The sequence below is a fragment of the Pseudarthrobacter sp. NamE5 genome (assembly GCF_005796225.1).
GTDB lineage: Bacteria > Actinomycetota > Actinomycetes > Actinomycetales > Micrococcaceae > Arthrobacter.
Window position 1 is genome coordinate 394,544 of the sequence record NZ_VAHO01000001.1, and the last position, 22,186, is coordinate 416,729.

22 protein-coding genes are annotated in these 22,186 nt (G+C 65.8%); 11 read left to right on the forward strand and 11 right to left on the reverse strand.

Annotated elements, in window-relative coordinates:
• Window positions 1-59: 59 nt before the first annotated feature.
• Together FDW84_RS03010 and FDW84_RS03015 are read left to right on the forward strand one after the other, a co-directional pair.
• On the forward strand, window positions 60-2,450 hold the full coding sequence (locus FDW84_RS03010) for an ATP-binding cassette domain-containing protein (protein WP_138606405.1): 2,391 nt from the start codon (window positions 60-62) through the stop codon (window positions 2,448-2,450).
• On the forward strand, window positions 2,443-3,024 hold the full coding sequence (locus FDW84_RS03015; RefSeq protein WP_240721344.1) for an MOSC domain-containing protein: 582 nt from the start codon (window positions 2,443-2,445) through the stop codon (window positions 3,022-3,024). Before FDW84_RS03010 ends, FDW84_RS03015 begins: the two co-directional genes overlap by 8 nt.
• Before the next feature lie 28 nt (window positions 3,025-3,052).
• On the opposite strand, the gene FDW84_RS03020 is transcribed toward FDW84_RS03015, so the two are convergent.
• From FDW84_RS03020 to FDW84_RS03035, 4 genes are all read right to left on the reverse strand, one after another.
• Complete coding sequence (locus FDW84_RS03020; protein ID WP_138606407.1) at window positions 3,053-4,228, reverse strand: MFS transporter; 1,176 nt, start codon at window positions 4,226-4,228, stop codon at window positions 3,053-3,055.
• Window positions 4,225-4,890, reverse strand: coding sequence for a GntR family transcriptional regulator (locus FDW84_RS03025; RefSeq protein ID WP_138606409.1), 666 nt, complete (start codon window positions 4,888-4,890; stop codon window positions 4,225-4,227). The genes FDW84_RS03020 and FDW84_RS03025 overlap by 4 nt, the downstream gene beginning before the upstream one ends.
• 153 nt (window positions 4,891-5,043) lie before the next feature.
• Window positions 5,044-6,423: an MFS transporter gene (locus FDW84_RS03030; protein ID WP_138606411.1), complete on the reverse strand. Its 1,380-nt coding sequence runs from the start codon at window positions 6,421-6,423 to the stop codon at window positions 5,044-5,046.
• 267 nt (window positions 6,424-6,690) lie between these two features.
• Window positions 6,691-7,170 (reverse strand): hypothetical protein, encoded by a 480-nt coding sequence (locus FDW84_RS03035; protein WP_138606414.1) that lies wholly within the window; start codon window positions 7,168-7,170, stop codon window positions 6,691-6,693.
• A 119-nt stretch (window positions 7,171-7,289) separates the two neighbouring features.
• Between FDW84_RS03035 and FDW84_RS03040 the strand changes: the two genes are divergently transcribed.
• Window positions 7,290-7,556, forward strand: a complete 267-nt coding sequence (locus FDW84_RS03040) for a DUF3072 domain-containing protein (protein WP_138606416.1) — start codon at window positions 7,290-7,292, stop codon at window positions 7,554-7,556.
• A 25-nt stretch (window positions 7,557-7,581) separates the two neighbouring features.
• On the opposite strand, the gene FDW84_RS03045 is transcribed toward FDW84_RS03040, so the two are convergent.
• Window positions 7,582-7,785 (reverse strand): hypothetical protein, encoded by a 204-nt coding sequence (locus FDW84_RS03045; protein ID WP_138606418.1) that lies wholly within the window; start codon window positions 7,783-7,785, stop codon window positions 7,582-7,584.
• A gap of 312 nt (window positions 7,786-8,097) precedes the next feature.
• Here FDW84_RS03045 and FDW84_RS03050 point away from each other — a divergent pair, with 312 nt between their 5' ends.
• Window positions 8,098-9,462 (forward strand): glycosyltransferase family 87 protein, encoded by a 1,365-nt coding sequence (locus FDW84_RS03050; protein ID WP_138606420.1) that lies wholly within the window; start codon window positions 8,098-8,100, stop codon window positions 9,460-9,462.
• A gap of 91 nt (window positions 9,463-9,553) precedes the next feature.
• Window positions 9,554-10,747 carry a glycosyltransferase 87 family protein gene (locus FDW84_RS03055; protein ID WP_240721355.1) on the forward strand — a complete coding sequence of 398 codons (1,194 nt, stop codon included), beginning with the start codon at window positions 9,554-9,556 and terminating at the stop codon, window positions 10,745-10,747.
• Window positions 10,748-10,792: 45 nt separating this feature from the next.
• Here FDW84_RS03055 and mptB read toward each other — a convergent pair whose 3' ends face one another.
• Both mptB and FDW84_RS03065 read right to left on the reverse strand, forming a co-directional pair.
• Window positions 10,793-12,412 carry a polyprenol phosphomannose-dependent alpha 1,6 mannosyltransferase MptB gene (mptB, locus tag FDW84_RS03060; protein ID WP_138606424.1) on the reverse strand — a complete coding sequence of 540 codons (1,620 nt, stop codon included), beginning with the start codon at window positions 12,410-12,412 and terminating at the stop codon, window positions 10,793-10,795.
• A 118-nt stretch (window positions 12,413-12,530) separates the two neighbouring features.
• On the reverse strand, window positions 12,531-13,682 hold the full coding sequence (locus FDW84_RS03065) for a GGDEF domain-containing protein (RefSeq protein WP_138606426.1): 1,152 nt from the start codon (window positions 13,680-13,682) through the stop codon (window positions 12,531-12,533).
• Window positions 13,683-13,823: 141 nt separating this feature from the next.
• Between FDW84_RS03065 and FDW84_RS03070 the strand changes: the two genes are divergently transcribed.
• A complete protein-coding gene (locus FDW84_RS03070) occupies window positions 13,824-14,060 on the forward strand; it encodes a zinc-ribbon domain-containing protein (protein ID WP_138606428.1) in 237 nt (78 codons plus the stop codon).
• A 48-nt stretch (window positions 14,061-14,108) separates the two neighbouring features.
• Here FDW84_RS03070 and FDW84_RS19185 read toward each other — a convergent pair whose 3' ends face one another.
• Window positions 14,109-14,477, reverse strand: coding sequence for a hypothetical protein (locus FDW84_RS19185; RefSeq protein ID WP_171046631.1), 369 nt, complete (start codon window positions 14,475-14,477; stop codon window positions 14,109-14,111).
• Window positions 14,478-14,811: 334 nt separating this feature from the next.
• Between FDW84_RS19185 and rsgA the strand changes: the two genes are divergently transcribed.
• Window positions 14,812-15,771: a ribosome small subunit-dependent GTPase A gene (gene rsgA / locus FDW84_RS03075; protein ID WP_171046632.1), complete on the forward strand. Its 960-nt coding sequence runs from the start codon at window positions 14,812-14,814 to the stop codon at window positions 15,769-15,771.
• Between the two features lie 49 nt (window positions 15,772-15,820).
• Here the strand turns inward: rsgA and FDW84_RS03080 are convergent, their stop codons facing one another.
• Genes FDW84_RS03080 through FDW84_RS19190 form a run of 3 tightly spaced genes read right to left on the reverse strand, consistent with a single transcriptional unit; the run spans window position 15,821 to window position 17,748 of the window.
• Window positions 15,821-15,958 (reverse strand): methionine/alanine import family NSS transporter small subunit, encoded by a 138-nt coding sequence (locus FDW84_RS03080; RefSeq protein ID WP_138606432.1) that lies wholly within the window; start codon window positions 15,956-15,958, stop codon window positions 15,821-15,823.
• A complete protein-coding gene (locus FDW84_RS03085; RefSeq protein WP_138606434.1) occupies window positions 15,955-17,529 on the reverse strand; it encodes a sodium-dependent transporter in 1,575 nt (524 codons plus the stop codon). The genes FDW84_RS03080 and FDW84_RS03085 overlap by 4 nt, the downstream gene beginning before the upstream one ends.
• A 48-nt stretch (window positions 17,530-17,577) precedes the next feature.
• Window positions 17,578-17,748 carry a hypothetical protein gene (locus FDW84_RS19190; protein ID WP_171046633.1) on the reverse strand — a complete coding sequence of 57 codons (171 nt, stop codon included), beginning with the start codon at window positions 17,746-17,748 and terminating at the stop codon, window positions 17,578-17,580.
• On the opposite strand from FDW84_RS19190, the gene FDW84_RS03090 reads away from it, so the two are divergent.
• The 4 genes from FDW84_RS03090 to FDW84_RS03105 all read left to right on the forward strand — a co-directional run bounded on the left by FDW84_RS03090 (window position 17,747) and on the right by FDW84_RS03105 (window position 22,154).
• Window positions 17,747-18,454 carry an alpha/beta fold hydrolase gene (locus FDW84_RS03090; protein WP_138606436.1) on the forward strand — a complete coding sequence of 236 codons (708 nt, stop codon included), beginning with the start codon at window positions 17,747-17,749 and terminating at the stop codon, window positions 18,452-18,454. The two genes, FDW84_RS19190 and FDW84_RS03090, sit on opposite strands and share 2 nt — an antisense overlap.
• A gap of 47 nt (window positions 18,455-18,501) precedes the next feature.
• Window positions 18,502-19,116 (forward strand): TetR/AcrR family transcriptional regulator C-terminal domain-containing protein, encoded by a 615-nt coding sequence (locus FDW84_RS03095; RefSeq protein WP_138606438.1) that lies wholly within the window; start codon window positions 18,502-18,504, stop codon window positions 19,114-19,116.
• A 105-nt stretch (window positions 19,117-19,221) separates the two neighbouring features.
• A complete protein-coding gene (locus tag FDW84_RS03100; protein WP_138606441.1) occupies window positions 19,222-20,448 on the forward strand; it encodes an MFS transporter in 1,227 nt (408 codons plus the stop codon).
• 32 nt (window positions 20,449-20,480) lie between these two features.
• The gene (locus FDW84_RS03105; RefSeq protein WP_240721345.1) at window positions 20,481-22,154 is read left to right on the forward strand and encodes an amidohydrolase; all 1,674 of its coding nucleotides are present in this window, start codon (window positions 20,481-20,483) and stop codon (window positions 22,152-22,154) included.
• Window positions 22,155-22,186: the final 32 nt, after the last annotated feature.

Sequence of the window (22,186 nt, forward strand, 5' to 3'; positions counted from 1 at the left end):
CGGGAGGGGCTGCGGAGGCAGCCCACCTTCCCGCCCCGGCCCCGACAGATGGAGACCAGATGAGCACGGACACAAGCACGGACACCCAGGCTGCGGGGCTGCACGTCGCCGACTCCCACGACCTGATCCGCGTGCAGGGCGCACGCGAGAACAACCTCAAGGACATCAGCGTCGAGCTGCCCAAGCGCCGGCTCACCGTCTTCACGGGCGTCTCCGGCTCGGGCAAAAGCTCGCTGGTGTTCGCGACCATAGCTGCAGAGTCGCAGCGGCTGATCAACGAAACCTACAGCGCGTTCGTCCAAGGCTTCATGCCCTCACTCGCCCGCCCGGAAGTGGATTTCCTCGAGGGCCTGACCACGGCGATCATCGTGGACCAGGAGCGCATGGGCGCCAACCCCCGCTCCACGGTGGGGACCGCCACGGACGCGCACGCGATGCTGCGCATCCTCTTCAGCCGGCTCGGCGACCCCTACGTCGGCCCGCCCACCGCGTACTCGTTCAACGTGCCCACCCGCAAGGCCAGCGGCGTCATGTCCACTGAAAAGGCCGGGCGCGTGGAAAAGGCCGTTGTCCAGCAGGCCGTGTACCTGGGCGGCATGTGCCCCCGGTGCGAGGGCATGGGGAACGTCAGCGACATTGACCGCACGGCGCTATACGACGACGAAAAGTCCCTTAACGAGGGCGCGCTGCTGGTCCCGGGCTACTCCATGGACGGCTGGTACGGGCGGTTGTTCGAGGGCATGGGCCTGCCCATGGACAAGCCGATCGCGAAGTTCACCAAGAAGCAGCTGGACACGATGCTGTACGCGGAGCCCACCAAGATCAAGGTGGAGGGCGTCAACCTCACCTTCGAGGGCGTCATCCCCAAGATCCAGAAGTCCATGCTGTCCAAGGACCCGGAGGCGATGCAGCCGCACGTGCGCCGGTTCGTGGAGCGGGCGGTGACGTTCCAGACCTGCCCGGAGTGCAACGGGACCCGGCTCACCCAGCAGGCCCTGTCCTCGAAGATCAACGGCAAGAACATCGCCGATCTGTGCCAGATGCAGATCAGTGACCTCGCAGCATGGGTGCGGGACCTGAGGGACCCCTCCGTCGCTCCCCTGCTCAAGGGCCTGCAGCACCTGCTCGATTCCTTCTCCGACATCGGCCTGGGCTACCTCAGCCTGGATCGGCCTGCCGGCACGCTGTCCGGCGGCGAGGCCCAGCGCACCAAGATGATCAGGCACCTGGGCTCCTCGCTCACCGACGTCACGTACGTCTTTGACGAGCCGACCATCGGGTTGCACCCGCACGACATTGAACGGATGAACCAGCTCCTGCTGCAGCTGCGGGACAAGGGCAACACGGTGCTGGTGGTGGAACACAAACCGGAGACCATCGCCATCGCCGACCACGTCGTTGACTTGGGACCCGGCGCCGGCAGTGCCGGCGGTGCCGTGTGTTACGAGGGCACGGTGGAAGGGCTGCGGACCAGCGGCACCATCACGGGGAGGCACCTCGGTGACCGCGCGTCCCTCAAAGAATCCGTCCGGAAAGCGTCCGGCGCGCTCGAGGTACGCGGCGCCTCCACGCACAACCTGCAGGCGGTCGACGTCGACATCCCCTTGGGCGTCCTCACCGTCGTTACAGGCGTGGCCGGCTCGGGCAAGAGTTCGCTCATCCATGGTTCAGTCGCCAAGCGCGACGGTGTGGTGGTGATCGACCAGGGCGCCATCCGCGGCTCCCGGCGCAGCAACCCCGCCACCTACACCGGCCTGCTGGAGCCCATCCGCAAGGCCTTCGCCAAGGCCAACGGCGTCAAGCCGGCCCTGTTCAGCTCCAACTCCGAGGGCGCCTGCCCCACCTGCAACGGCGCCGGCGTCATCTTCACCGAACTGGGCGTGATGGCCACCGTCGGGTCCCCCTGCGAGGACTGCGAGGGCCGCCGCTTCCAGGCCGCCGTGCTGGAGTACAAGCTCGGCGGACGCAACATCGCCGACGTGCTGGCCATGTCCGTGACGGAGGCCGCCGCCTTCTTCGCCGACGGCGAGGCCAAAACACCGGCCGCACGTACCATCCTGGACCGTCTGGAGGATGTGGGGCTGGGCTACCTCAGCCTCGGCCAGCCGCTCACCACGCTTTCGGGCGGCGAGCGCCAGCGCCTCAAGCTCGCCACCCAGATGGCCGAAAAGGGCGACGTCTACGTCCTCGACGAGCCCACCACGGGCCTGCACCTCGCGGACGTGGAGAACCTGCTGGCCCTGCTGGACCGGCTGGTTGACTCCGGCAAGTCCGTGATTGTGATCGAGCACCACCAGGCGGTGATGGCGCACGCGGACTGGATCATCGACCTCGGCCCGGGAGCAGGGCACGACGGCGGCCGGATCGTCTTCGAGGGGACGCCGGCTGAGCTCGTTGCTGGTGCCGCCACGCTGACCGGCCAGCACCTGGCGGCGTACGTCGGTGGCTGAGCGGGTGGGGACCTACCGGTACGACGTCGAAATCCTGCACCTGCTGGTGTCCCCGGCGCACGCCTACTTCGGACGGGCACGGGACGGGGCTGCGGACGTACCCACCACTGACGCGGACCAGGCGGAGGTAGTGGCCGGCAAGGGCATCGTCGGCGACCGGTTCTTCGGCAAGGCCGCGCACATGGACGCCGCGGTGACCTTGTTCGCCGTCGAGTCCCTCGAGGCAATCGCGGCCGAGCTGGATGCCGGGCCGTTCGATCCCCTGCTGACGCGCCGGAACGTGATCCTCCGGGGTGCCCAACTGGTGCCGCTGTTGGGCCAGGACTTTGTGCTGGAGTCGGGCGGCTCGCCGGTCAGATTCCATGGCGGCCGGCACGCCCAGCCCTGCGCGTGGATGAATGAGATGCTCGCGCCGGGCGCCCATCCTGCCATGCGCGGCCGCGGTGGGATACGTTGCCGCGCGCTTTCCAGCGGCCTGCTCCACCGCGGGCCTGCAGTGCTGGTCAGTCCGATTCCATTGGACCCTGCCCAAGCGGGTGAACCGAGCCTGCTCCGGCCCTCGCGCCTGCCCTAGTTTGCGGCTGCCCAATTCCGCGCCTGCCCTAGTCCAGACGAACGCCCCGGAGCAGCAGGAGGGTCCCTCCCACCACCACTGCCGACGCCAGGAAAACGCCACCGGCACCAAGTCCGGCCGCCACACCGCCGATGACACTGGGCAGGACCACCTGGCCCACCCGGTTTCCCGCAAGCCTGAGTGCCAGCGCCCGGCCGCGCTGCCCCGGCGGTGCCTGCGACGACAGCCACGACATGGTCAGCGGCTGGCCGATGCCGAGCCCGAGTCCGAGCACGGCCATCACAACGAACAGCAGCCACGCAGGCATTGGCACCGCCGCAACCGCCAGCGCCACCGTGGACAGGGCCAGGCTCAGCACCAGAAGCCGCATCCGGCCGATCTTGCGGGACACCCGCCCCAACAGGAGCCGGGAAACCATCGAAAAAACAGCCCGGACCGTCAGCATGGCGCCTACGGTTGCTGCGCTGAGCCCGCGGTCGGATCCGAGCGCGGGAAGGTAGACCATCGTTAGGTCCACCACCGCCAGCACAGTGGCACTGGTGGCAAGCGCGCGGGCAACGCCGGGCGCCTTCAGCAGCGAAACAGCGCTGCCGTTAACCCCGCCGGCCGCCACGACGTTCCGCTTCCCGCCGCTGACCTTTGCCGACACGGCGAAGGTGGCCAGGAAAAGCACCAGGCTCATGCCAACAGAGAGCAGGAAGATCGCCTGGGTATCGGGGCGGACCGCTGCGCCGCCCACCAGGGAGATGGCCAGCGGCCCCAGGGCCTGGCCCAGGGATGCCGCGAACGTCAGGTAGCCGAACGCGGAGTCCATCCGGACTGCAGCTGCGTTGTTGGCCACCACAGCCTGCTGGCCAACAACACAGGCGAGCTGGCCCGCGCCCAGCAGTGCGGTGCCCACTACCAGCGCGGTGATCGACGAACCCCACAGCAGCAGGAAGGCAGAAGAGGCCAGAACGACGGCGGATCCCATCGCCATGAGCCGTCGCTCACCCAGCCGGTCCGCCAGGCTTCCGGTTGGAACGGCGAGCAGCAGCGGGAAGACGGCGTAGCTGGCGGCCAGCAGGCCCAGGGCAAACCCGGGAACCTCCAGCTCCAGGGCGCGGTATGTGGCGGCCGGCCGGACCAGGAACGTCACGGCCTGGATCAGCGCCGAATGAACGAGCAGGGCAGCGGCGGAGCGGCGTCCCAGTTCGCCGATCACGAGGTGGCCAGGCCGCTGGCCGAGATGGCCCTCAATGCAGCGTCCCGGGCGGCCATGACGTGGTCAAAGGCAAGTTTCGCGGCTGCGTCCGGGTCTCCCGCGGCGACGGCGTCCACCAGCGCCCTGTGCTGGGCGAGCGCCTGGTCCCGTCGCTCCTGGCTGCTGTTGGTGAAGTGCCGGTACCGCTCCATCTGGCTGGAGATCTGGTCGTGGAAGCGCCGCGCCCACGAGTTTCCCGCGATCCCGGCGATCTTTGCGTGCAGCGCCATGCCCTGCTGCATCGCGTCGTCGGCGAACTCCACCAGCGCGGCATTGCGCGCAAGGATGGCGTGGAGTGCTTCGACGTCAGTCGCCGTAGCTTTGATGCAGGCATTGCGCGCCATGAGGGATTCAATCGCCGCACGGACCTCATACAGTTCCGAGATCACGGCCGCATCCAACTGGGGCACCAGCACTCCGCCGGTGGCCTGCTGCTCCAGGAGGTTCTCCGAAATGAGCCTCCGGATTGCCTCGCGCAGCGGCGTACGGCTCACCTGCAGGGCCGCTGCCATGGCAGGCTCGTAAAGCCGCTCCCCCGGTTTCAGTTCGAGGGTCAGGATCTTCCGCTTCAGTTCGGCGTAGACGAGATGCGCCCCGGTGTTCCGGGCGGGTGTATCAGGCATGTGGCAACCTCCGTGCTCCATCATACTTGTATACAACTGTACAAGCGCGACCTAAACGCGAAAGGCCCTGTTGCCGCCGTCGTCCTTAAACAGCGAAGGGAGGGGCAGCAACCGCTGTCCCTTCCCGCGCTTTATCAGCCCGTGAACGAAGCCTTACGCGCGTCCGCTGCCCGCTGGTTGGGTCTTTTGCGCCTCGAGGTCCTCAAGCGACGTGCCCTTCGTGTCGGAGGACAGCAGGGTGGCCACCGCGGAAACGAGGCAGATGCCGAAGGTGGCCAGCCCGATGGTGAGGGGGACATTGGTTGAGCCGGGAGGTGCAATCGCAGTAAAGATGCTTGGGAAGAAGGACGCGATCATCAGTCCGATGTTCTGCGAGACAGCGAAGCCGGTCACGCGGATCCGCATGGGGAACTGCTCCTGGAAGAACGTGGCGAACGTTGCATTCCACATCTGGAAGAAGATGCCCTGCACGATGACCACGCAGAGGAAGACCAGCGGCAGGCTGCCCTGCTCAATCGCCCACAGGTACCCGGGCACGAGGAGGCCGCCAACCAGGCCGCCCGCTGCCATGAGCGTCCGGCGGCCGATCCTGTCGGACAGTGCGCCGAACAGCGGGATGGTCACTACTGCCGCGATGTTGGCCACGAGGGTGACCCAGAGGAACTCGCTGGTGGTGAAGCCGTTGCCGTAGCCCTCCTGGGTGGCGTAGGAGGCGCCGAAGATCAGGGTGGCCATGCCGATCACATTGGTGAAGGTCATGAGCACGCAGCGGACCAGGACCCCCGGGCGGGTGCGCAGGAGGTCGACGAGCGGGAACCGCTGCTGCGCCTTGGCTTCACCGGACTGCGCCGCATAGGCGGGCGGCTCCTGCACCCGGCGGCGGATGAAGTAGCCGGCAAGGATCACGAAGGCGCTGAGCAGGAACGGGATGCGCCAGCCCCAGGTTCCGAACTGGTCGGCGGGGAGGAGTGCGGCGAGCGGAAGCAGGACGGCGGTGGCCAGGATGGAGCCCACCTGCGTACCCTGCAGGCTGAAGCTCGCGAAGAAGCCCCGCTTGGCATCGGGCGAGTGCTCCACGATCATCGCACTGGCACCGCCGAGTTCCCCGGCCACGGCAAAGCCCTGGACCAGGCGCAGGATCACCAGGAGTATGGGCGCCAGGATGCCCACCTGGCCGTAGGTGGGCAGGAGCCCCACCGCGAAGGTGGCGAAGCCCATGAGCAGCATCGCGAACACCAGCACGCTCTTGCGCCCGTGCCGGTCACCGTACGCCCCCAGGACAATAGCGCCGACCGGACGGGAAACGTAGCCCACGGCATAGGTTGCGAGGGAGGCGATGATGCCCACTGTCGGGTTCTCGGACGGGAAGAAGATGGTGGGGAAAATCAGTGTGGCGGCCAGCGAGTACAGCGCGAAGTCGTAGTACTCCAGTGCGCTTCCGATCCAGCCGCTCATCGCGGCCTTCCTGGGATCCCGCGAACCGGTCCCGGCCCCCTGGCCGGGTCGGGCAGCGGAGGCTTGGGTGATGCTCATGGCATTGTCCTTCGTCTTCATTGGCAAGGAGCCGGTGATGTCCACACGTCTTTGTTGGCAACAGTCGTGCTGCACGCGATCCAGCCGACAACCTTCAGTCTTGAATCGTTTCATTTAGTTTAGGACGTGATGGCCGTTACGTCAAAGCCATAAAGAAGAGTCTGGGTGCACCGGTACTGTGCGCCTTCCACGTGCGGCCCCTGCGGCGGGCCCGCGGACGCAAAAGGCCCGCGCCAAATGGAGCGGGCCTTCTGACTGGATCAGGTCCTAGTTCATGGTGCAGGTGCCCGTGCTGTGGTTGTAGCCGCCGGTGCCGTTGGCTTCGACGAAGTTGGTTTGCAGCACGCAGGTAAATCCGTCCGAGTAGGAGAGGACGTCATAGCCGTCGACCCGAGTCACCTTCGGATCGTAGTAAATGATCCCGTCGAGTGTCTGCATCGCTGATCCGAAGACCGCGACGTACCGGCGGGTTCCGTCGCTTGAGTGGGAGCCGCCCGGGTAGGTGGTGGAGTCGGAGTACTCGCGGTACCCCTGCAGGACTGCCACGCCCGACGGAGTAATGACCACGTTGCGGCGCTCTGCCATGGTGAGGCATGAGGTAACCGCGGGCGCAAGTTCGGTGCAATCGCTGGTGCTGGTTTGCGTGGTGCCCCCGCTGCTGGCTGCCTGGGCCGGGGCGGCGACGCCCATCAGAGCTGCAGCGGCTGCAACACAGGCGGAAAGGCGGAAAAGGTTTTTGGTGCACATGAGATCCCCCGAAACGTAAAGGCGGCCCCAGCGGCCGCTCGCGCAGCCTATCAGCCCCGGCCTACATGAGCAGGGCGGGGCTGATTCATCCTGTCAGTCCCGGCGCCTAGACTCTCTCCATGGACAACAACAATGACAAGGAAACCATCGGCAGCTCGACCCCTGAGCCGGATGCAGGCCTGAACCGGGACCCTGAGGATTGGGTGACCGGCGATGAGCCGATGACGGCGGCGCAGCGCAGCTACCTCGATACGCTGGCGCGCGAAGCAGGCGAAGAGCTCCCCGCGGACCTCAGCAAGGCCGAGGCGTCCAAGCACATTGACCGGCTGCAGCAGCGCAGTGGACGGGTCTCGGGAGACGGCCCGGATAACTCCGGGACAAGTTAGGGCGCTGACAGGAAGGCCGGCCCGGCTACCAGGCCTGGACTTCACGGGTGAGGCCGAACGGAACAGCCTCACTCAGGTCCACGGTGAACTTGTCCGCTCCGAGTCGCGTGACCAGGATGCCATGCCGCTTCCCTTTGAGGGCGCATGCCTTGGCGGCGGTGACAGCGGCGTCAAGCTCACTGTCCATGCTCTGGCGGTCAGACACGGTGAGGGTCAGGGGAAAGTTCATCGGTGTTGCCTTATGTCTCTTGGGGGGGTGGGCAGGACGCCGCCGCGCGCTCCCCCTGGCTGCATAGGCGGTTGGGCACCGGGTGCCCCGCACCATGGTCCCCCAACAACCGGTCAACAGCAACTTGAAAAATCAACCAAAAGAAAAGCGCAGGTCAGAGCTCGGCGGCTGTAGCAGAGCCGGACAATTACAGGCGCTTAGGCACCGTCAATTAGAGTTGGAAGGAAGCGAAAGCTGTTGCCGGACGGCTTCAATGCGCCTGAAGACCCCCTCGGACAGCAGAACCCAAGCCATCAGCACAACAACATACGTGTGCCACGACCTGACAAGGATCCCGCCATTTCCACGGACGCTTTCTTCGGCAGCCTGACCAGGATCCGCAACGCTATTCTCCCCGCGCCGGTGCAGTCAGGGTTGAACACCGGACGCGGCCTGCTGGGCGGCTTCATTGTGATGCACCTGGTCTTCCTGGTCTTCGCGGCCTCCCTGTCCCTCCGCGGCGAAGCGCTCAGCGATACCTACATTTACCGTAACTGGGCCATGGCAGGCTTTGACGACGCCAACCTCAGCGGCGGCCCCAGCCCCTGGGTCTATCCCATTCTCGCCCTTATCCCCATGGCCATCGCCGGGATGGCCGGACCGGGCCCCTTCTTTTTCCTGTGGGTGCTGATGACCACCCTGCTGAACGGGTGGGCACTCCTCAAACTCACGAGCAGCGGCCGCGACCGCCGGGCCATCCCGGCCGGCTGGTGGTGGCTGGTGTTCACTTTCCTGATGGGCTGGCTAGGCTTCGCCCGGGTGGACGGCCTCACGGCCCCGCTGGTCCTCGTCGCCCTGGCGTACGGCGCGGGCCGGCCGTTCATCGCCTCCGTCCTGCTGGCCATCGGTACCTGGGTAAAGGTCTGGCCTGCCGCCGTCATGCTGGCCCTGTTCGCCGTCGTGAAGAACCGCCTGCTGGTGATGCTGGCAGGAATTGCGACGTCGGCGGTCGTTCTCGCGCTGGCAGCTGCGGTGGGCAGCGTCCCCAGGCTGCTGGACTTCCTCAGCCAGCAGGGTGGCCGCGGCATGCAGCTCGAAGCCACCTTCACCACCCCGTGGCTCTGGCTGTCCGTCCTGAACGTGGGCGGCTCCAAGATGTACATGAACACGGATATCAACTCCATGCAGGTGGACGGCCCCGGCACAGCACTCATGTCAGTGCTGATGCAGCCGCTGCTGATCCTCGCGGCGCTGCTCGTGGCCGGCCTGACCTTCTGGGCCCTCCACAACGGCAAACAGCGCGGCGGGAAACAGCTTAACGGCGGGCCCGGTGACGGCACGGACCGCACGGAACTGCTCCTCGCCGGCGCCCTTACCCTGGCCACCGCGTTCGTCGTCTTCAACAAGGTGGGATCCCCGCAGTTCATGGTCTGGCTCGCCCCGGCGGTTGCGGTCGGGCTGGTCCACAGCTGGCGCGAGTGGCGTGTCCCGGCAGCCATGCTGATCGTGATCGCCGTGACAACCTACTTCATCTATCCCCTGTTCTACGACGCCCTCAGCCATAACAACCCCTGGATGGCCCTGGTTCTGACCATCCGCAACCTCCTGCTCGTGGTCCTGTTCGTCTGGAGCGCCCGGCGCCTCTACTTGCTGGGCAAAAAAACTCCTGCAGCCACCCCCGCGCTGAAGGAGTCCTAAGATTTCCGCGAGGTTTTTCGACCGGCTCACCGCAGTCCGCAGCAAAGTCCTGCCTGCGAAGGCGGTGGACTGGTTCGCCCGCCCGTCCAGCATGTGGTGGGGCTTCGCCGTCGTCCATCTCTACTTTTTGGGCTGGATGGCGTCCTTCTTCCTGCATGGCGATACCTTCAGTGACACGGAGCAGTACCGCCAATGGGCACTGGACGGCTACAACCCAGAGGACCTGAGCGGAAAGATCAGCCCCTGGGTGTACCCGGTGCTGGCGCAGATCCCGATCTTCCTCGCCAACATCGCCGGGCCGGACCTCTATCTGCTCGTGTGGTTCCTGATCATCACAGCGCTCAACGCCGTCGGGCTTGCCTTCCTGACGCGAGGACCGCGGAAGGCGAGCGGCATCGCGCCGGCCTGGTGGTGGCTGTTTTTCACCGTGTTCATGGGCTACCTCAGCTTCGCAAGGGTGGAGGGCATCACCGCACCCATCGTGCTGATCGCGCTGCTCTATGCCGCCCAGCGGCCCGTCGTCGCCGGCATCCTGCTAAGCACCGCCACGTGGATCAAGGTGTGGCCGGCCGCCGTGCTGGCACCCATCGTGATCGCGAGCCGCAAGCGCGTCCAGGTGGTCCTTTCGGGAATGGCCGTGACCGCCGTCGTCGCCGCCGGAACCTGGCTGTCCGGCGGCCTCCCGCACATCCTCGACTTCCTCCTGAACCAGGGCGAACGCGGCATGCAGCTGGAGGCGACGTTCTCCACGCCCTGGGTGTGGCTCAGCGTCTTCAACATTGCCGGTTCGAAGATGGCCGACAATACAGCCATCAACTCCACCGAGGTTTACGGACCAGGCGCCGGAACCGCAGCGATCCTAATGCAGCCGCTGCTCATCCTCGCGGCCATCGGGGCCGCCATCCTGCTGGTCCGCGCGCTGAACCGCGGTGCTGAACGCGAAGAGCTGTTCCTCGAAGGTTCCCTCATGATGGTCACTGCGTTCATCGTCTTCAACAAGGTGGGGTCCCCGCAGTTCATCATCTGGCTGGCGCCAGTGATCATCGCCGGGCTCACGCACGACTGGGAACGGTGGAAAGTCCCGGCGGCCCTGTTGATGGGCATCGCCATGACCACGTTCGTGATCTACCCGCTGTTCTACACGCCGCTCATCCACGCACATCCGGTGATGGCTGCCATCCTCACCACCCGCAACGTGCTCCTGGTGGTGCTGCTCTGGTGGTCCGTGAAGCGGACGGCGGAACTTGGCCGCAAGGCCACAGCAGCAGTGCCCGCTGGGGCATAACCGGTCAGAAACTGCGTGGTGCGGCCGCCGCGATTTGCCCGCGGTTTAGCGGCTTCCCAGCTTTTGGCGTCTTGGCTCTTCGACCCGGTTTTGCTTGGCCTGGCGCCACTCGAGGATCCAGCGCCAGCCGCGTTTTGCCAGGTCGAGGGGCTTGCCCTCGATCAGGAGCTTCCGCGTATGCACATCAAGGAATAGAAGGTAGAAGGTAAATGCCAGTGCGGTGATGAACGCGAGCGACGACGCATCGATGGGCAGTTCCACGAAGGACCAGACGGAGAGCTGGTCCTGTGCGCCGAAGACCACAAAGAACGTCACGCCCACATACAGGGACCTGATTTGCCAGTCGTCCCGGATCCCGGTGACAGCCAGGAAGGGCAGGAACCACAGGATGTACCAGGGCTGGATGATGGGCGAGAGCATCACGACGGCGGTGAACGCCAGCGCCAGCCGGCGCACCGCCCGCGAATAGTCTCCGCGGAACATGAGCAGCAGGACCAGTCCGATGGCTGCCCACTTCATGGCGGTACGCAGCCACGTGGCGAGCGTCCCGCCCGGCAGTCCAAGCGAATTGGCCAGGAACTCCACCTGCTGCCCAAGGAAGCCGGACGGCGAGTAGCCGGTGTAGCCGGGGGTGGGGTCCATGATGGCCCAGGTCCAGCCGATGCCCAGCCCGTACGGGATGCCGCTCAGGAGCAGCACGCCAAAGCTGATTCCCGCCGTCGCAGCCCAGATCAGGAACCTGCGTGGCCACGAGGCGGAGGGGCCCGCCCACATCACCCCGATGAACGGCAGCAGGAGCACCGTGATCGGTTTGATGCCGATGGACGCTGTCACCAGGAGAATCCCCAGCAGGTAGCGGCGCGTGGCGGCGAAGTAGACGCCGGCGACGGCGAGTCCCACCATCAGTGCGTCGTTGTGGGCGCTGGCAATGAAGCTGATCAGGAACAGCGGATTGGCCACAGAAATCCACAGCGCCCGTGCACCATTGATGCCGTGCAGCTCTGCCAATCTGGGTACATAAATCACGCACAGCAGGACCCCCGCCCCGGCCAGGAGCCGGAACAGCAGCACTGAGACGTCGGGCTGTGCACCTGTCAGCCCCACCACCCCGCGGGCCAGCCAAAGGAAGTACGGGCCGTAAGGGGTCCTCGCTTCGGCCCACGCCGGATCGGCCCCCAGCGAGAACCAGTTGCTCAGGGTGGAGATGCCCACCTCGTAGGGGTTTTGCCCCTCCATCACCAGCCGGCCCTGGCCGGTATAGGCGTAGACATCGCGCGAAAACACGGGCACGCAGAACAACAGCGGCAGGGACCAGGCCGAAATGGCGATAACAACGGACCGGAGGGAGGAAGCGCCCCATTCAGCCAGGCGCTGCCCCAGCCTCAGCCATGAACGCATGAGGACCATCGCGCCGACTGTCAGCAGCACCGTGGAAACTGTGACTCCCCAGCCTTCGGTGCGGAGGGCGATCACCACCGGCTGTCGGATCATGGGTGAGCCGTTGGCAATCCAGCCCGTGCCGATGGAACCGACGAACATCATCAGGGCGCCGACGAAGCCTTCGATGGTGGCCAGATAAGCGCGGCCCGTCGCGGGACCGGTGGTTTTGGCGGGCGCGGCAGGCTGAGTCTCTGAAGTCCCGAGGTGTGGCCCGCCTGCCGTCATGATTGTCTGGTCCCTCACTTGGTTGCGGCGCTGGTTGCACCAGCAATAACTCCGCCCTGCAACCCGGCCATTTTATCAGCCGGTCTTCCCGCTTCCCGGGCACCCGTGCCGGCCGGCGCTAGCTCATCCAGTCGCTGCGGGCAGTGCGGTTCCGGCCGAGTGATTTGGCGGTGTAAAGGGCCGCGTCCGCCGAGGCGATGAGGCCCTTCAGGTCCTTCGTGCCGCCGTCGTACGTGGAAATCCCGTAACTTGCCGTTGGCATCTCCATCCCGTCATTGGCAGTTGTGCCGGCGAGGCGTCCGCTGATCTCCTCGGCGATGGTTTCCGCCCTTTCGCCGTTGGCGCCTGGGATAAGGAGGACGAATTCTTCCCCGCCGTAGCGTCCCACCAAGTCGGTGGATCTCACCGTGGCGGTGCAGGCTTCGGCGAATGCCTGCAGGGCGAGGTCGCCCGCGGCATGGCCATACGTGTCGTTGACAGCCTTGAAGTGGTCCAGGTCGGCCAGGATCAGCGCCCCCGAACCGCGGGTGACGGAACGGTCCGCCAGCTGCTCGGCCGCGAGGTTCAGGAAGGCCTTGCGGTTGAGAAGACCGGTGAGATCGTCACGGGAAGCGACCATGCGCAGCGCCCTGGTCTGCTGTTCGCTGCTGAGGGCGGCCATGCTGAAGGACACCACCACCAGGAGCACCATGGTCACCATGGTGGTGACGGCGGAACCGAAAACGGTAACGAAAACAGGGCCGTCCTGCCCTTCAAGCATAAAGGCCCACCACCGCAGGAAGTAGAAGAAGGACAGCCCGCCGGCAGCCGCGGCCATGGGGATTCGTACCCGGGAATACCCCGGTTCCAGGCGCCACAATTCGCGTGCTGCCAGGCCGATGGTGAGGCTCATGGCCGCCAGGAAAACGGGACCCCCGGACCAGGTGTTAGTGGCCGGGCTGTCGACGACGGAAGCAACCAAGGTTACCAGCGGTATGCCCGTGAACGCCCACATGGGCGGCAGCACCGTGCGCAGCGACCTGGCGCCGGCCCAGACAGCCACTCCGCCGTGCACCAGCAGCACGTTGCCGGCAGGGTTGGCCCATAGCTGGTGCGGCGTCCCGTCCAGCAGGAAACAAGCGGATCCGGTAAGGAAGAACAGCAGCGCCAGGCACCACCAGCCGCTGTAGGGCGAGCGCGTGACACGGTAGGCGGAAAAGTAAAAGAGGAAAGCCAGAACCAGCGCCATCAGACCGAACGCGATCCGGAGAGTCGCTGTGTCCAACACCATCTTTTCGAAGTCCCCCTGATGCCAAAAGCGTGCAGTCCCCAGTATCGCACCGGTCCGGGAGACTGTCAGGAAGATGCTTCAGCCTGATTCAGGGCCTAGGGTTGTCAGATACGCCAGCAGGACTACCCGGAAGGCAAGACCATGCTCCTTCTCTTTGGTTTCAAGACGGTGCTCAAGGCACTGCCCGGCAAACCCGCCACCTGCCAGTACTGCCGCTCGTTCGTTCACCACCACCTCGAGGAGCGGGCTACCAAGTTCACCCTCTTCTTCATTCCGGTGTTCACCACATCGCGGTCCTACCAGATCACCTGCACCAACTGCGGATATGTATCACGCATTTCGGCACGCGAGAAGCGGGCGCTGGAACTGCAGCGCTAGGGCGCTCCTTGTTCAGGCGGCGTCCCGGCACCACTCCTGGTCAGTGCGCTACAGGTCCCTCACGGCCCCGCGTCGCCGCCATAGGTAAAACGCCACGAGCAATATCACCAGGATGATCGCAAGCCCGATCAGCAGGGGCGTGGTGTCGTCCGCCTGGGCCGTTCCGGCGTCACTTGGGCCTCCGGGGGGAGGAGGTGAAGATTCGGCCGGAGTTGCTGTTCCGGTCGGCGCGGGAGTAGGCCCGGTTGGAGCATCAGTGGGAGAAGGCTGCTGCCCCTGGGCTACCTCCAGTGCGGCCGCAACGTGGACGCTTGCAGCTGCGATACCGGCGGACGATGCAGTGGCCCCCGCGGTCAAGCACAGCACGCTTCCGATGAGGGCAAAGAAGACAGCCGCCCTCGTCAATGTCGTCCGCATAGCTCCTCCTCCGGGACGTCCCGTGGCACGGGAAGTCGGCACTGGGAATGTCAGGGGCAGGGCATTACACCCCCTCATTGTGAACCTGGCCAGGAGCCCTGTCCATCACCGGCGGAACGGAGGCAGGGTCTGGTGCAAGCAACAGGCCGCAGCTACAGTAGGACCGGACCGTAGCGGTCCTTGTCCCGGAAGAGGGAGGTGGTTTTGATGACTGTTACAGCCGCACGCTTTGAGCGTCCCGCATCCATTACCCCCACCCTTCCCCTGCTCCGCACCGGCCCCGCCTAAGCCTCTTCCCGCGGGACCTTCCACAACACCACGGCCCAGGCCGCCGGTGCTCCTCCACCTGCCCTACCCGCTGAGCGGGGAGGCCCCCGTCACCGGCGACTGGGTCTGGATAGGACCTAACCGCGCCGGTGACCGGCAGATCCTCGCCGTCCTTCCCCGGCGCTCCGAACTCAGCCGCAAGCGCGCCTTCGAGGTTTCATCGGAGGCGCAGATCCTGGCGGCCAACATGGACATGGTGGGCGTCGTGGTCCCGGTGGACCGGCCCCTCACCCATAACCGGATGGAGCGTACGCTCGTTGCCGCATGGGACTCCGGCGCCACTCCCCTGGTGATCATCACCAAGGCGGACCTCGCGGACGTGGCGGACGACGTCGTCGGGAAGGTCATCCTGCAGGCGGCAGGCGTGGAGGTGGTCACCACTTCAGCGGAAAAAGGCGACGGCATTGACGCGTTGCTGTCGCACCTTCCCGCGGGCGGCACCATCGTCCTGCTCGGTCCATCCGGTGCGGGAAAGTCCACGCTCATCAACGCGCTGGTGGGACGCGACGTCCAAGACACCGGAGAGGTGCGGAGCGGCGATTTCAAAGGAAAGCACACCACCACGTCCCGGCAATTGGTGCCCCTCCCGAACGGAACCGTGCTGATGGACACCCCCGGTGTCCGCGGCTTTGGATTGTTCGACGCGGAGGACGGCATGGGCGAGATGTTCGGCGACGTAGAGGGGCTGGCGGCCCGGTGCAGGTTCCCGGACTGCGCGCACCAGGGCGAGCCGGCCTGCGCCGTCCAGGCGGCGATCACCGACGGTGTGCTGGAGGAACGCCGCTGGCACAACTACCTGAAGCTCCAGCGAGAAGTGGCGGCTCTGGCGCGGCGGAGCGACGCCGCTGCACAGCGCGCCTACCAGCGGGAATGGCACCAGAAGGTGGTAGCGGCCGGAAAGTCGCAGCGCTGGGCGGAGCGTGAGTCAGCCGAAAGGAGGGAGCGGTCGGGACGCAGGCGCCGCTGACAGGAGCTCGGTGGCCTGCCTCTCGACGGGATGACTGAACAAGCCAGCATCAAAGCTCCGGGGCGTGCTCCTCCGGAAGGGCACCCTCATCCTCCGGGTGCCGCTTGAGGTTCAGCAGCGCCAGCGCCAGCCCGCCCCACACGGTGAGTATGGCGATGATCATCATGGTGATGGCAACGGGTGTCACAGCGCCGTCTCCTTTGCTTCCCGCTCCACCAGGGAGTCGTACTCCGGGTCATGGTTCGCCTTGGACGTCCGGCTCCAGGGGATGAACGTCAGGACCAGCGCCAGGACTACCAGCCCCCCGGCCATGCCCCAGCCGAACACGCCCACGAACCAGTCCGGGTAACCCTCATAGGGGGTGGAAATCTTGCTGATGAATTCGTTCGCCACCATGTAGATCAGGGCCAGCGGCACCACGACTGATACCAGCACCATCCAGGTACCCCGCATCTTCACGGTGGAGACGCGGTTGAGGTGGGCGGACAGCAGGGGAAGCTTGCGCAGGAACCATGCCAGCACCACCACGGTCACCAGGGCGCCGAGTGTGATCCCGAAGCTGTTGACGAAGGCGTCCGAGGTATCCAGCAGGTAGAGACCGGTCGCCGTGGGAAACAGGCCCAGGGAGACAACAGCCACCAGGATGCTGACCACCAGGGACGCTTTGACCCGGCCCCAGCCGAGCTTGTCCTGGACCGCGGCAACGATGACCTCCAGGACGGATATCAGCGACGTGATTCCTGCGAAGACCAGGGAGCCGAAGAACAGCACGCCCATCAGCGCTCCGAAGGGTGCCTGCGACACGATGGTGGGGAATGCCACAAAGGCCAACCCGATGCCCTGCGTCACCACCTCATTAACTCCCGTGCCGGCTGCCTGTGCCATGAAGCCCAGGGCGGCGAAAACACCGATCCCGGCGAGGATTTCGAAACCTGAGTTGGAAAAGGCAACAACCATCCCGGATCCGGTGAGATCAGTCCGCCGCTTCAGATAGGAGGAGTAGGTGACCATGATCCCGTAGCCGACTGAGAGTGAGAAGAAGATGTGTCCGTAGGCCGCCGCCCAGACTGAGGGATCGGCCAGAGAGGACCAGTCCGGGGTGAAAAAGGCATTCAGCCCCTGCGCAGCGCCCGGGAGGAAGAGGGACTGGACCACCAGCAGGAGGAACATCACCACCAACAGCGGCAACAGGACCGAGTTGGCGCGCGAAATTCCCTTGCGGATACCGGCAGCCATGATCACGATGACTGCCAGCCAGGTCACCAGCAGCGGAAAGAAAACGGACGGGACGAAATCGAATCCCAGGCCGGGCGCCTCAGCGACACCCAGGAAGGTTCCGAAGAAATAGCCCTCGGCGTCGTCGCCCCAGGCCTCGGTGAAGGAAAAGATGGTGTACATCAGGGACCAGGCAATGATCACTGCGTAGTAGGCGGCGATGACGAAGCAGACCAGAACCTGCCACCATCCCAAAGGCTCCGCCGCCCTATGGAGCCGGCGATAGGCCAGGGGTGCAGATCCCCTGAATTTGTGCCCTACCGCGTAGTCCAGGAAGAGCAGCGGAATGCCCGCCGTCAGCAGGGCCACCAGATACGGAATCAGGAAGGCTCCGCCCCCGTTGTCGTACGCAATGTAGGGAAAGCGCCAGATGTTGCCAAGGCCCACTGCCGACCCTATGGCGGAAAGGATAAAGAGCCGGCGCGACGAAAAGGTCTCACGTTTGAGGGGTGCTGCCTTGCCCGGCGATGACTGACTGGTCATCTTCCCGCACCTTCAGGCAGGGCCGGGGCCGAAACGGTGGGAACGCGGTCACAACGGGTATTTTTCCGGTTCATGCCGTGCCTCTCGGATGAGGTTGGGAAATCCTTCACTGGCCACTCCGGACTTTACTGCGAGGGCCCCACAGGGGGAAGCCCTGCCGCCGTGTGAAGCCCTCAGGTACTGCTGTTCGCCCCGCTTCACCGAGTAGTGTTCCGTCATGGACATCATCCTCGTGCCCGGTTTCTGGTTGGACGCTTCTTCCTGGGAGGAGGTGACCCCGGCGCTCGAGGCGGCCGGGCACCGTCCGCACCCGCTCACCCTGCCGGGCATGGAAGCAATGGACGCTGACCGCTCCGGCATAGGGCTGCGGGACCACATCAATGCAGTCACCGCGGCCGTGGACAACCTGGACGGCAAGGTGGTCCTGGTGGGCCACTCGGGCGGCGGCGCCATCATTCACGGAGTGGTGGATGCCCGGCCGGACAAGGTGGAACGAGCCATCTATGTGGACAGCGGCCCACTCGGCGAGGGCGACGTGATCAACAACCAGCTGCGGGCGGACGGTGACGGGATTCCGCTGCCGCCTTGGGAAGACTTCGAGGATGCCGACCTGGTGGACCTTGACGAAGGGCTGCGGAAGGCGTTCCGCTCGCGTGCCGTTCCTGAACCCAAGGGTGTCGCCTACGACCCCCAGCACCTGCACGACACGCGGCGCTACGAGGTGCCGGCGACCGTCATCGCCTGCGAATTCCCTTCCTCGCTGCTGCGGGAATGGATCGACGCCGGGCATCCCTTCGTTGCCGAGCTGGCACGGATCCGTGAGGTTGAGTATGTGGACCTGCCGACGGGCCACTGGCCACAGTTCACGAAACCCCAAGAACTGGCACGCGCCATTGTCAAGGCAGTGGACCGCACGAGGCACTGAATTGAACACGCTAGATTGAACGGACCGCACCGTTACAAGGAGTCCCCGTGCCGCGTCCGCGATCACCGCTGCTGTCCGTTGATGCCATCGTCCGGGCAGCCCTCTTCCTGGTGGATTCCACTGGGGATTTCAGCTTTCCCAAAGTGGCAAAGCAACTCGGTGTCAGCCAGGCGGCCCTGTACAACCACATCGAGAACCGGGAACATATCATCGAGCTGATGCGGGGCCTGGTCTTCTCCGAAAGGCAGCACCTGGATACGGAGAACCTTCCGTGGGACGAGGCACTCCGGAACCTTGCCCGCGAGTACCGTGACTGTCTGGTGGACCACCCCCGGCTGGTGCCGCTCCTGGTTGCCCAGACCGTGCGGGACCTCGGCGTGATGCGGATCTACGAGGACATGGCGACTGTACTGGCCAAGGCAGGGCTGGCCCCTTCCGCAATCGTCCCGGCCATCACCACGGTGGACTACCTGGTCCTCGGATCAGCCCTGGAACTGACTGCGCCCGAGGTGGTCTGGTCCCCGCCGCAGGGCCTGTTTCCCATGCTTTCGGAGGCGATTGCGGATCTGGGTTCCCCGGCGGAACGCTCGAACACGGCGTTTTCCTTCGGGCTGGAAACCCTGCTGGCGGGGATACGGCAGGTAACAAAAACGAGTTTCTGAAAGGCTTTCACTAAAACCCTTGTGCTGGCAGGGGTGTATCCCCATAATAAATGAAGGCCATTCATTTTGTGACAGCCTTCACTCCATCCCAGCAAGGAGAAGTCCATGTCCCAGGACGACCAAAGCACAGCTCGCGTTCCCCTGACTGCAACGCGTGCCGTCTCCGTCTTCGGCATCAGCGTGGTCGGCTTTATGACGGCCAACCTGGTGCCGGTCATGATCTTCGCCCTGACCGGGGAACGTGGTTTCTCCGATACCGAGGCGGGAACACTGATGACCGGATCGCTGCTCGCCTGCGCGGCCGCCTGCCTGCTGACGTCCCGCCTGGCGGCAGGAAACGGAAGGTACCTGGTGGCACGGGTCGGCCTGGTTTTCACGGCGGCAGGCTTCGGAGCCGCGGCATTCATCCCGTCAGCACCAATCGTCGTCGCAGGTGTCCTGATCGGCGGCCTCGGCGCCGGCGGGGCCGTCTCCGCGGGCGGCGCCGCCCTTGGCGCACTCCGCAACCCGGACCGCGCCTCCGGTATCAGCGGCTTTACCAACCGCGCCATCGTCTCGGTGGTCCTCTTCGTGATCCCGGCGCTGGGCGCCGGCATGGGCAGTGCCTTCGGCCTGCTGGCCGGCCTTGCCCTGGCCGCCCTGTTCACCACACCCTGGCTGCCGGCCAGGCCCGCCGCGCCCGCAACCCAGGCCACGGCAGTTGCCGCTCCAAAAGCAACATCCCGGAAAACCACCATTGCCGGCTTCGGGCTGCTCGCCTGCTTCGCCCTGTGGGCCCTCAGCGAAGACTCCCTTTGGGCCGTTGCCGCCACCATGGGAGCGGACCAGGCGCAGCTTGACGAAAACGGTATGGGACTGGTGCTGAGCCTTTCCACCCTGGGCGGCCTCCTCGCCTCGGGACTTATCGGAGTGGCAGGGCGTCGCCTGGGCCGGACAGTACCTCTCGCCGTCGCACTCCTGGCGGGCGCGGCACTGAAGATACTCTCCGGCGTCGTTACAGATCCAGGCCTGTACATGGCCGTCATCATCGCCTGGAACACCATCTACATGCTGTCGTTCATCTACATCGTGGCCGCTGCCGCCGCACTGGACGCCTCCGGGCGCTGGTCCGCCCCGGTGCTCGGCGTCTACCTGGTGGGGTCCTCGTTCGCCCCGTTCTTCGGAACATTCGTCTCGGCCGGGGCAGGCTACGACGTCCTGGGTTATGTCCTCGGCGGCATGACCCTGGCCCTGATGGTTCCACTGGTGGCCATCTCCCGCATCTCCGTCCAGACCGAAAAAGCGGGTGCCGGCAACGCCACGCCCGAGATCCATAAGGCGGCCATCGTTTAATGTTCCGCACCAGCCAGACAGAAAGCACTATCTTGCCTGCACGCACGCTCTACACCAATGCCACCGTCTTCACCGCCGACGGCTCTCCTGCCGAAGCCTTTGTAGTGGAGGGCTCCGAGTTTGTCCACGTTGGTGACGAGGCTGGAGCCCGCAGGGCCGCGGGCGACAGCGCCATGGAGGTGGACCTGGCCGGCGGCTTCGTCCTCCCCGGATTCGTGGACGCGCACACGCATCTGCTGATGATGGGCCAGGCCCTGCAGAAGGTCCAGCTGCGTGACGCGGTTGACCTCGCGGATCTGCAGCACCGACTGAGGGAAGCTGCCGCCGCCACTGACGCCGAACGGATCCTTGGTGCCGGCTGGCTCTACAGCACCCTCGCACGGGAACAGCCCACGCGGAAACTGCTGGACGAGGCCGTCCCCGACCTCCCCGTCTACCTGGACGCCAACGACCTGCACTCCGTCTGGGTCAACAGCGCCGCCCTGGCCGAAATGGGCATCACCAGGGACACCCCGGACCCCATCGGCGGACGGATCGGCCGCGACCCGGAAACGGGCGAGGCGGACGGGATGCTCTACGAAACGGCCGCCCAGCAGATCGTCTGGCCGGCCCTTGCTGCCCACGCCACAGACGAGGACCGGGACGCCCAGCTCGAAGAAGCGTTCGCGAACTACCTGGCCGTCGGCGTCACGAGCGCCGTGGACATGGCCGTGCAGGACGACGACCTGGCTGCCTTCCGCCGCGCCCTGGAGCGCCGCAACGGCACGCTGCCCATCCGGGTCAAGGGCCACCTGCTGGTTGCACGGCACGAGTCTGAGGCCGAGAACCTGGCACAGGTGGCCAAGGCGGCATGGCTCGCAGCGGACCTGCACGGCGACTGGCTGCAGATCTGCGGCATCAAGCTGGTGGTGGACGGCGTCATCGACAGCTGCACCGCCGCCATGAAGGAACCGTACGCGGACGGCAGCAGTGCCAAGCCCATCTGGGACCGCGAATCCCTGATCCCCGTGGTGGCAGCCGCAGACGCCGCCGGCCTCCAGATTGCCCTGCATGCCATCGGCGACGAAGCGTCGGACATCGCACTCGACGCGCTGGAGGAGGCGTACCGCCGCAACGGGCCCCGCGACCGGCGGCACCGCATCGAGCACCTGGAGACCGTGACCGAGGGGAACGTCCAGCGGCTGGCTTCCCTGGGTGTTGTGGCCTCCATGCAGCCGGTCCACGCGGACCCGGCCATCCAGGACAACTGGCGGAGTGTGCTCGGCGACCACCGCTGTGAACGCGCCTTTCCCTGGACCGAGTTTACGGACGCAGGCGCTACCCTTGCCCTGAGCACGGACGCGCCAACGGCTCCGCACCAGCCCCTGCCGAACATGTATGTTGCCGCCACGCGGCGCTCTGCCCTCGATCCGGCGCTGGAAGCGAACCTCCCCAAATACGCCCTGGACCTGGCCGACGCCCTCTGCCACGCCACCCGCGATGCCGCCTACTCCTGCCGCGCGGAGGACCGGCAGGGCCGGATCGCGGCCGGCTACCTGGCCGACTTCACGGTCCTGGACAGCAACCCGCTGCAGGCGGACGCCGCACAGCTGCTCACCAACCGGGCCCGGCTCACCGTGGTGGGCGGCGCAACAGCGTACGACGCCGGCACCTCCGTTGATTCCCGCCTCGCCCCCGCCGGGCAGCGGCTTAGCCAGCCTGCCTGATCCACCCGCATAGCCAGACGCACAAGAAAGAC

What these genes read in the sequence shown, in the direction of transcription:
- FDW84_RS03070 (WP_138606428.1), top strand. Translation starts at nt 13,824, where the DNA reads ATGCTCCTTCTCTTTGGTTTCAAGACGGTGCTCAAGGCACTGCCCGGC.
- FDW84_RS19190 (WP_171046633.1), bottom strand. Translation starts at nt 17,748, where the DNA reads ATGACGGAACACTACTCGGTGAAGCGGGGCGAACAGCAGTACCTGAGG.
- FDW84_RS03090 (WP_138606436.1), top strand. Translation starts at nt 17,747, where the DNA reads ATGGACATCATCCTCGTGCCCGGTTTCTGGTTGGACGCTTCTTCCTGG.
- FDW84_RS19185 (WP_171046631.1), bottom strand. Translation starts at nt 14,477, where the DNA reads ATGCGGACGACATTGACGAGGGCGGCTGTCTTCTTTGCCCTCATCGGA.
- FDW84_RS03035 (WP_138606414.1), bottom strand. Translation starts at nt 7,170, where the DNA reads ATGTGCACCAAAAACCTTTTCCGCCTTTCCGCCTGTGTTGCAGCCGCT.
- FDW84_RS03040 (WP_138606416.1), top strand. Translation starts at nt 7,290, where the DNA reads ATGGACAACAACAATGACAAGGAAACCATCGGCAGCTCGACCCCTGAG.
- FDW84_RS03085 (WP_138606434.1), bottom strand. Translation starts at nt 17,529, where the DNA reads ATGACCAGTCAGTCATCGCCGGGCAAGGCAGCACCCCTCAAACGTGAG.
- FDW84_RS03010 (WP_138606405.1), top strand. Translation starts at nt 60, where the DNA reads ATGAGCACGGACACAAGCACGGACACCCAGGCTGCGGGGCTGCACGTC.
- FDW84_RS03065 (WP_138606426.1), bottom strand. Translation starts at nt 13,682, where the DNA reads ATGGTGTTGGACACAGCGACTCTCCGGATCGCGTTCGGTCTGATGGCG.
- mptB (WP_138606424.1), bottom strand. Translation starts at nt 12,412, where the DNA reads ATGACGGCAGGCGGGCCACACCTCGGGACTTCAGAGACTCAGCCTGCC.
- FDW84_RS03055 (WP_240721355.1), top strand. Translation starts at nt 9,554, where the DNA reads ATGTGGTGGGGCTTCGCCGTCGTCCATCTCTACTTTTTGGGCTGGATG.
- FDW84_RS03100 (WP_138606441.1), top strand. Translation starts at nt 19,222, where the DNA reads ATGTCCCAGGACGACCAAAGCACAGCTCGCGTTCCCCTGACTGCAACG.
- FDW84_RS03030 (WP_138606411.1), bottom strand. Translation starts at nt 6,423, where the DNA reads ATGAGCATCACCCAAGCCTCCGCTGCCCGACCCGGCCAGGGGGCCGGG.
- FDW84_RS03025 (WP_138606409.1), bottom strand. Translation starts at nt 4,890, where the DNA reads ATGCCTGATACACCCGCCCGGAACACCGGGGCGCATCTCGTCTACGCC.
- FDW84_RS03045 (WP_138606418.1), bottom strand. Translation starts at nt 7,785, where the DNA reads ATGAACTTTCCCCTGACCCTCACCGTGTCTGACCGCCAGAGCATGGAC.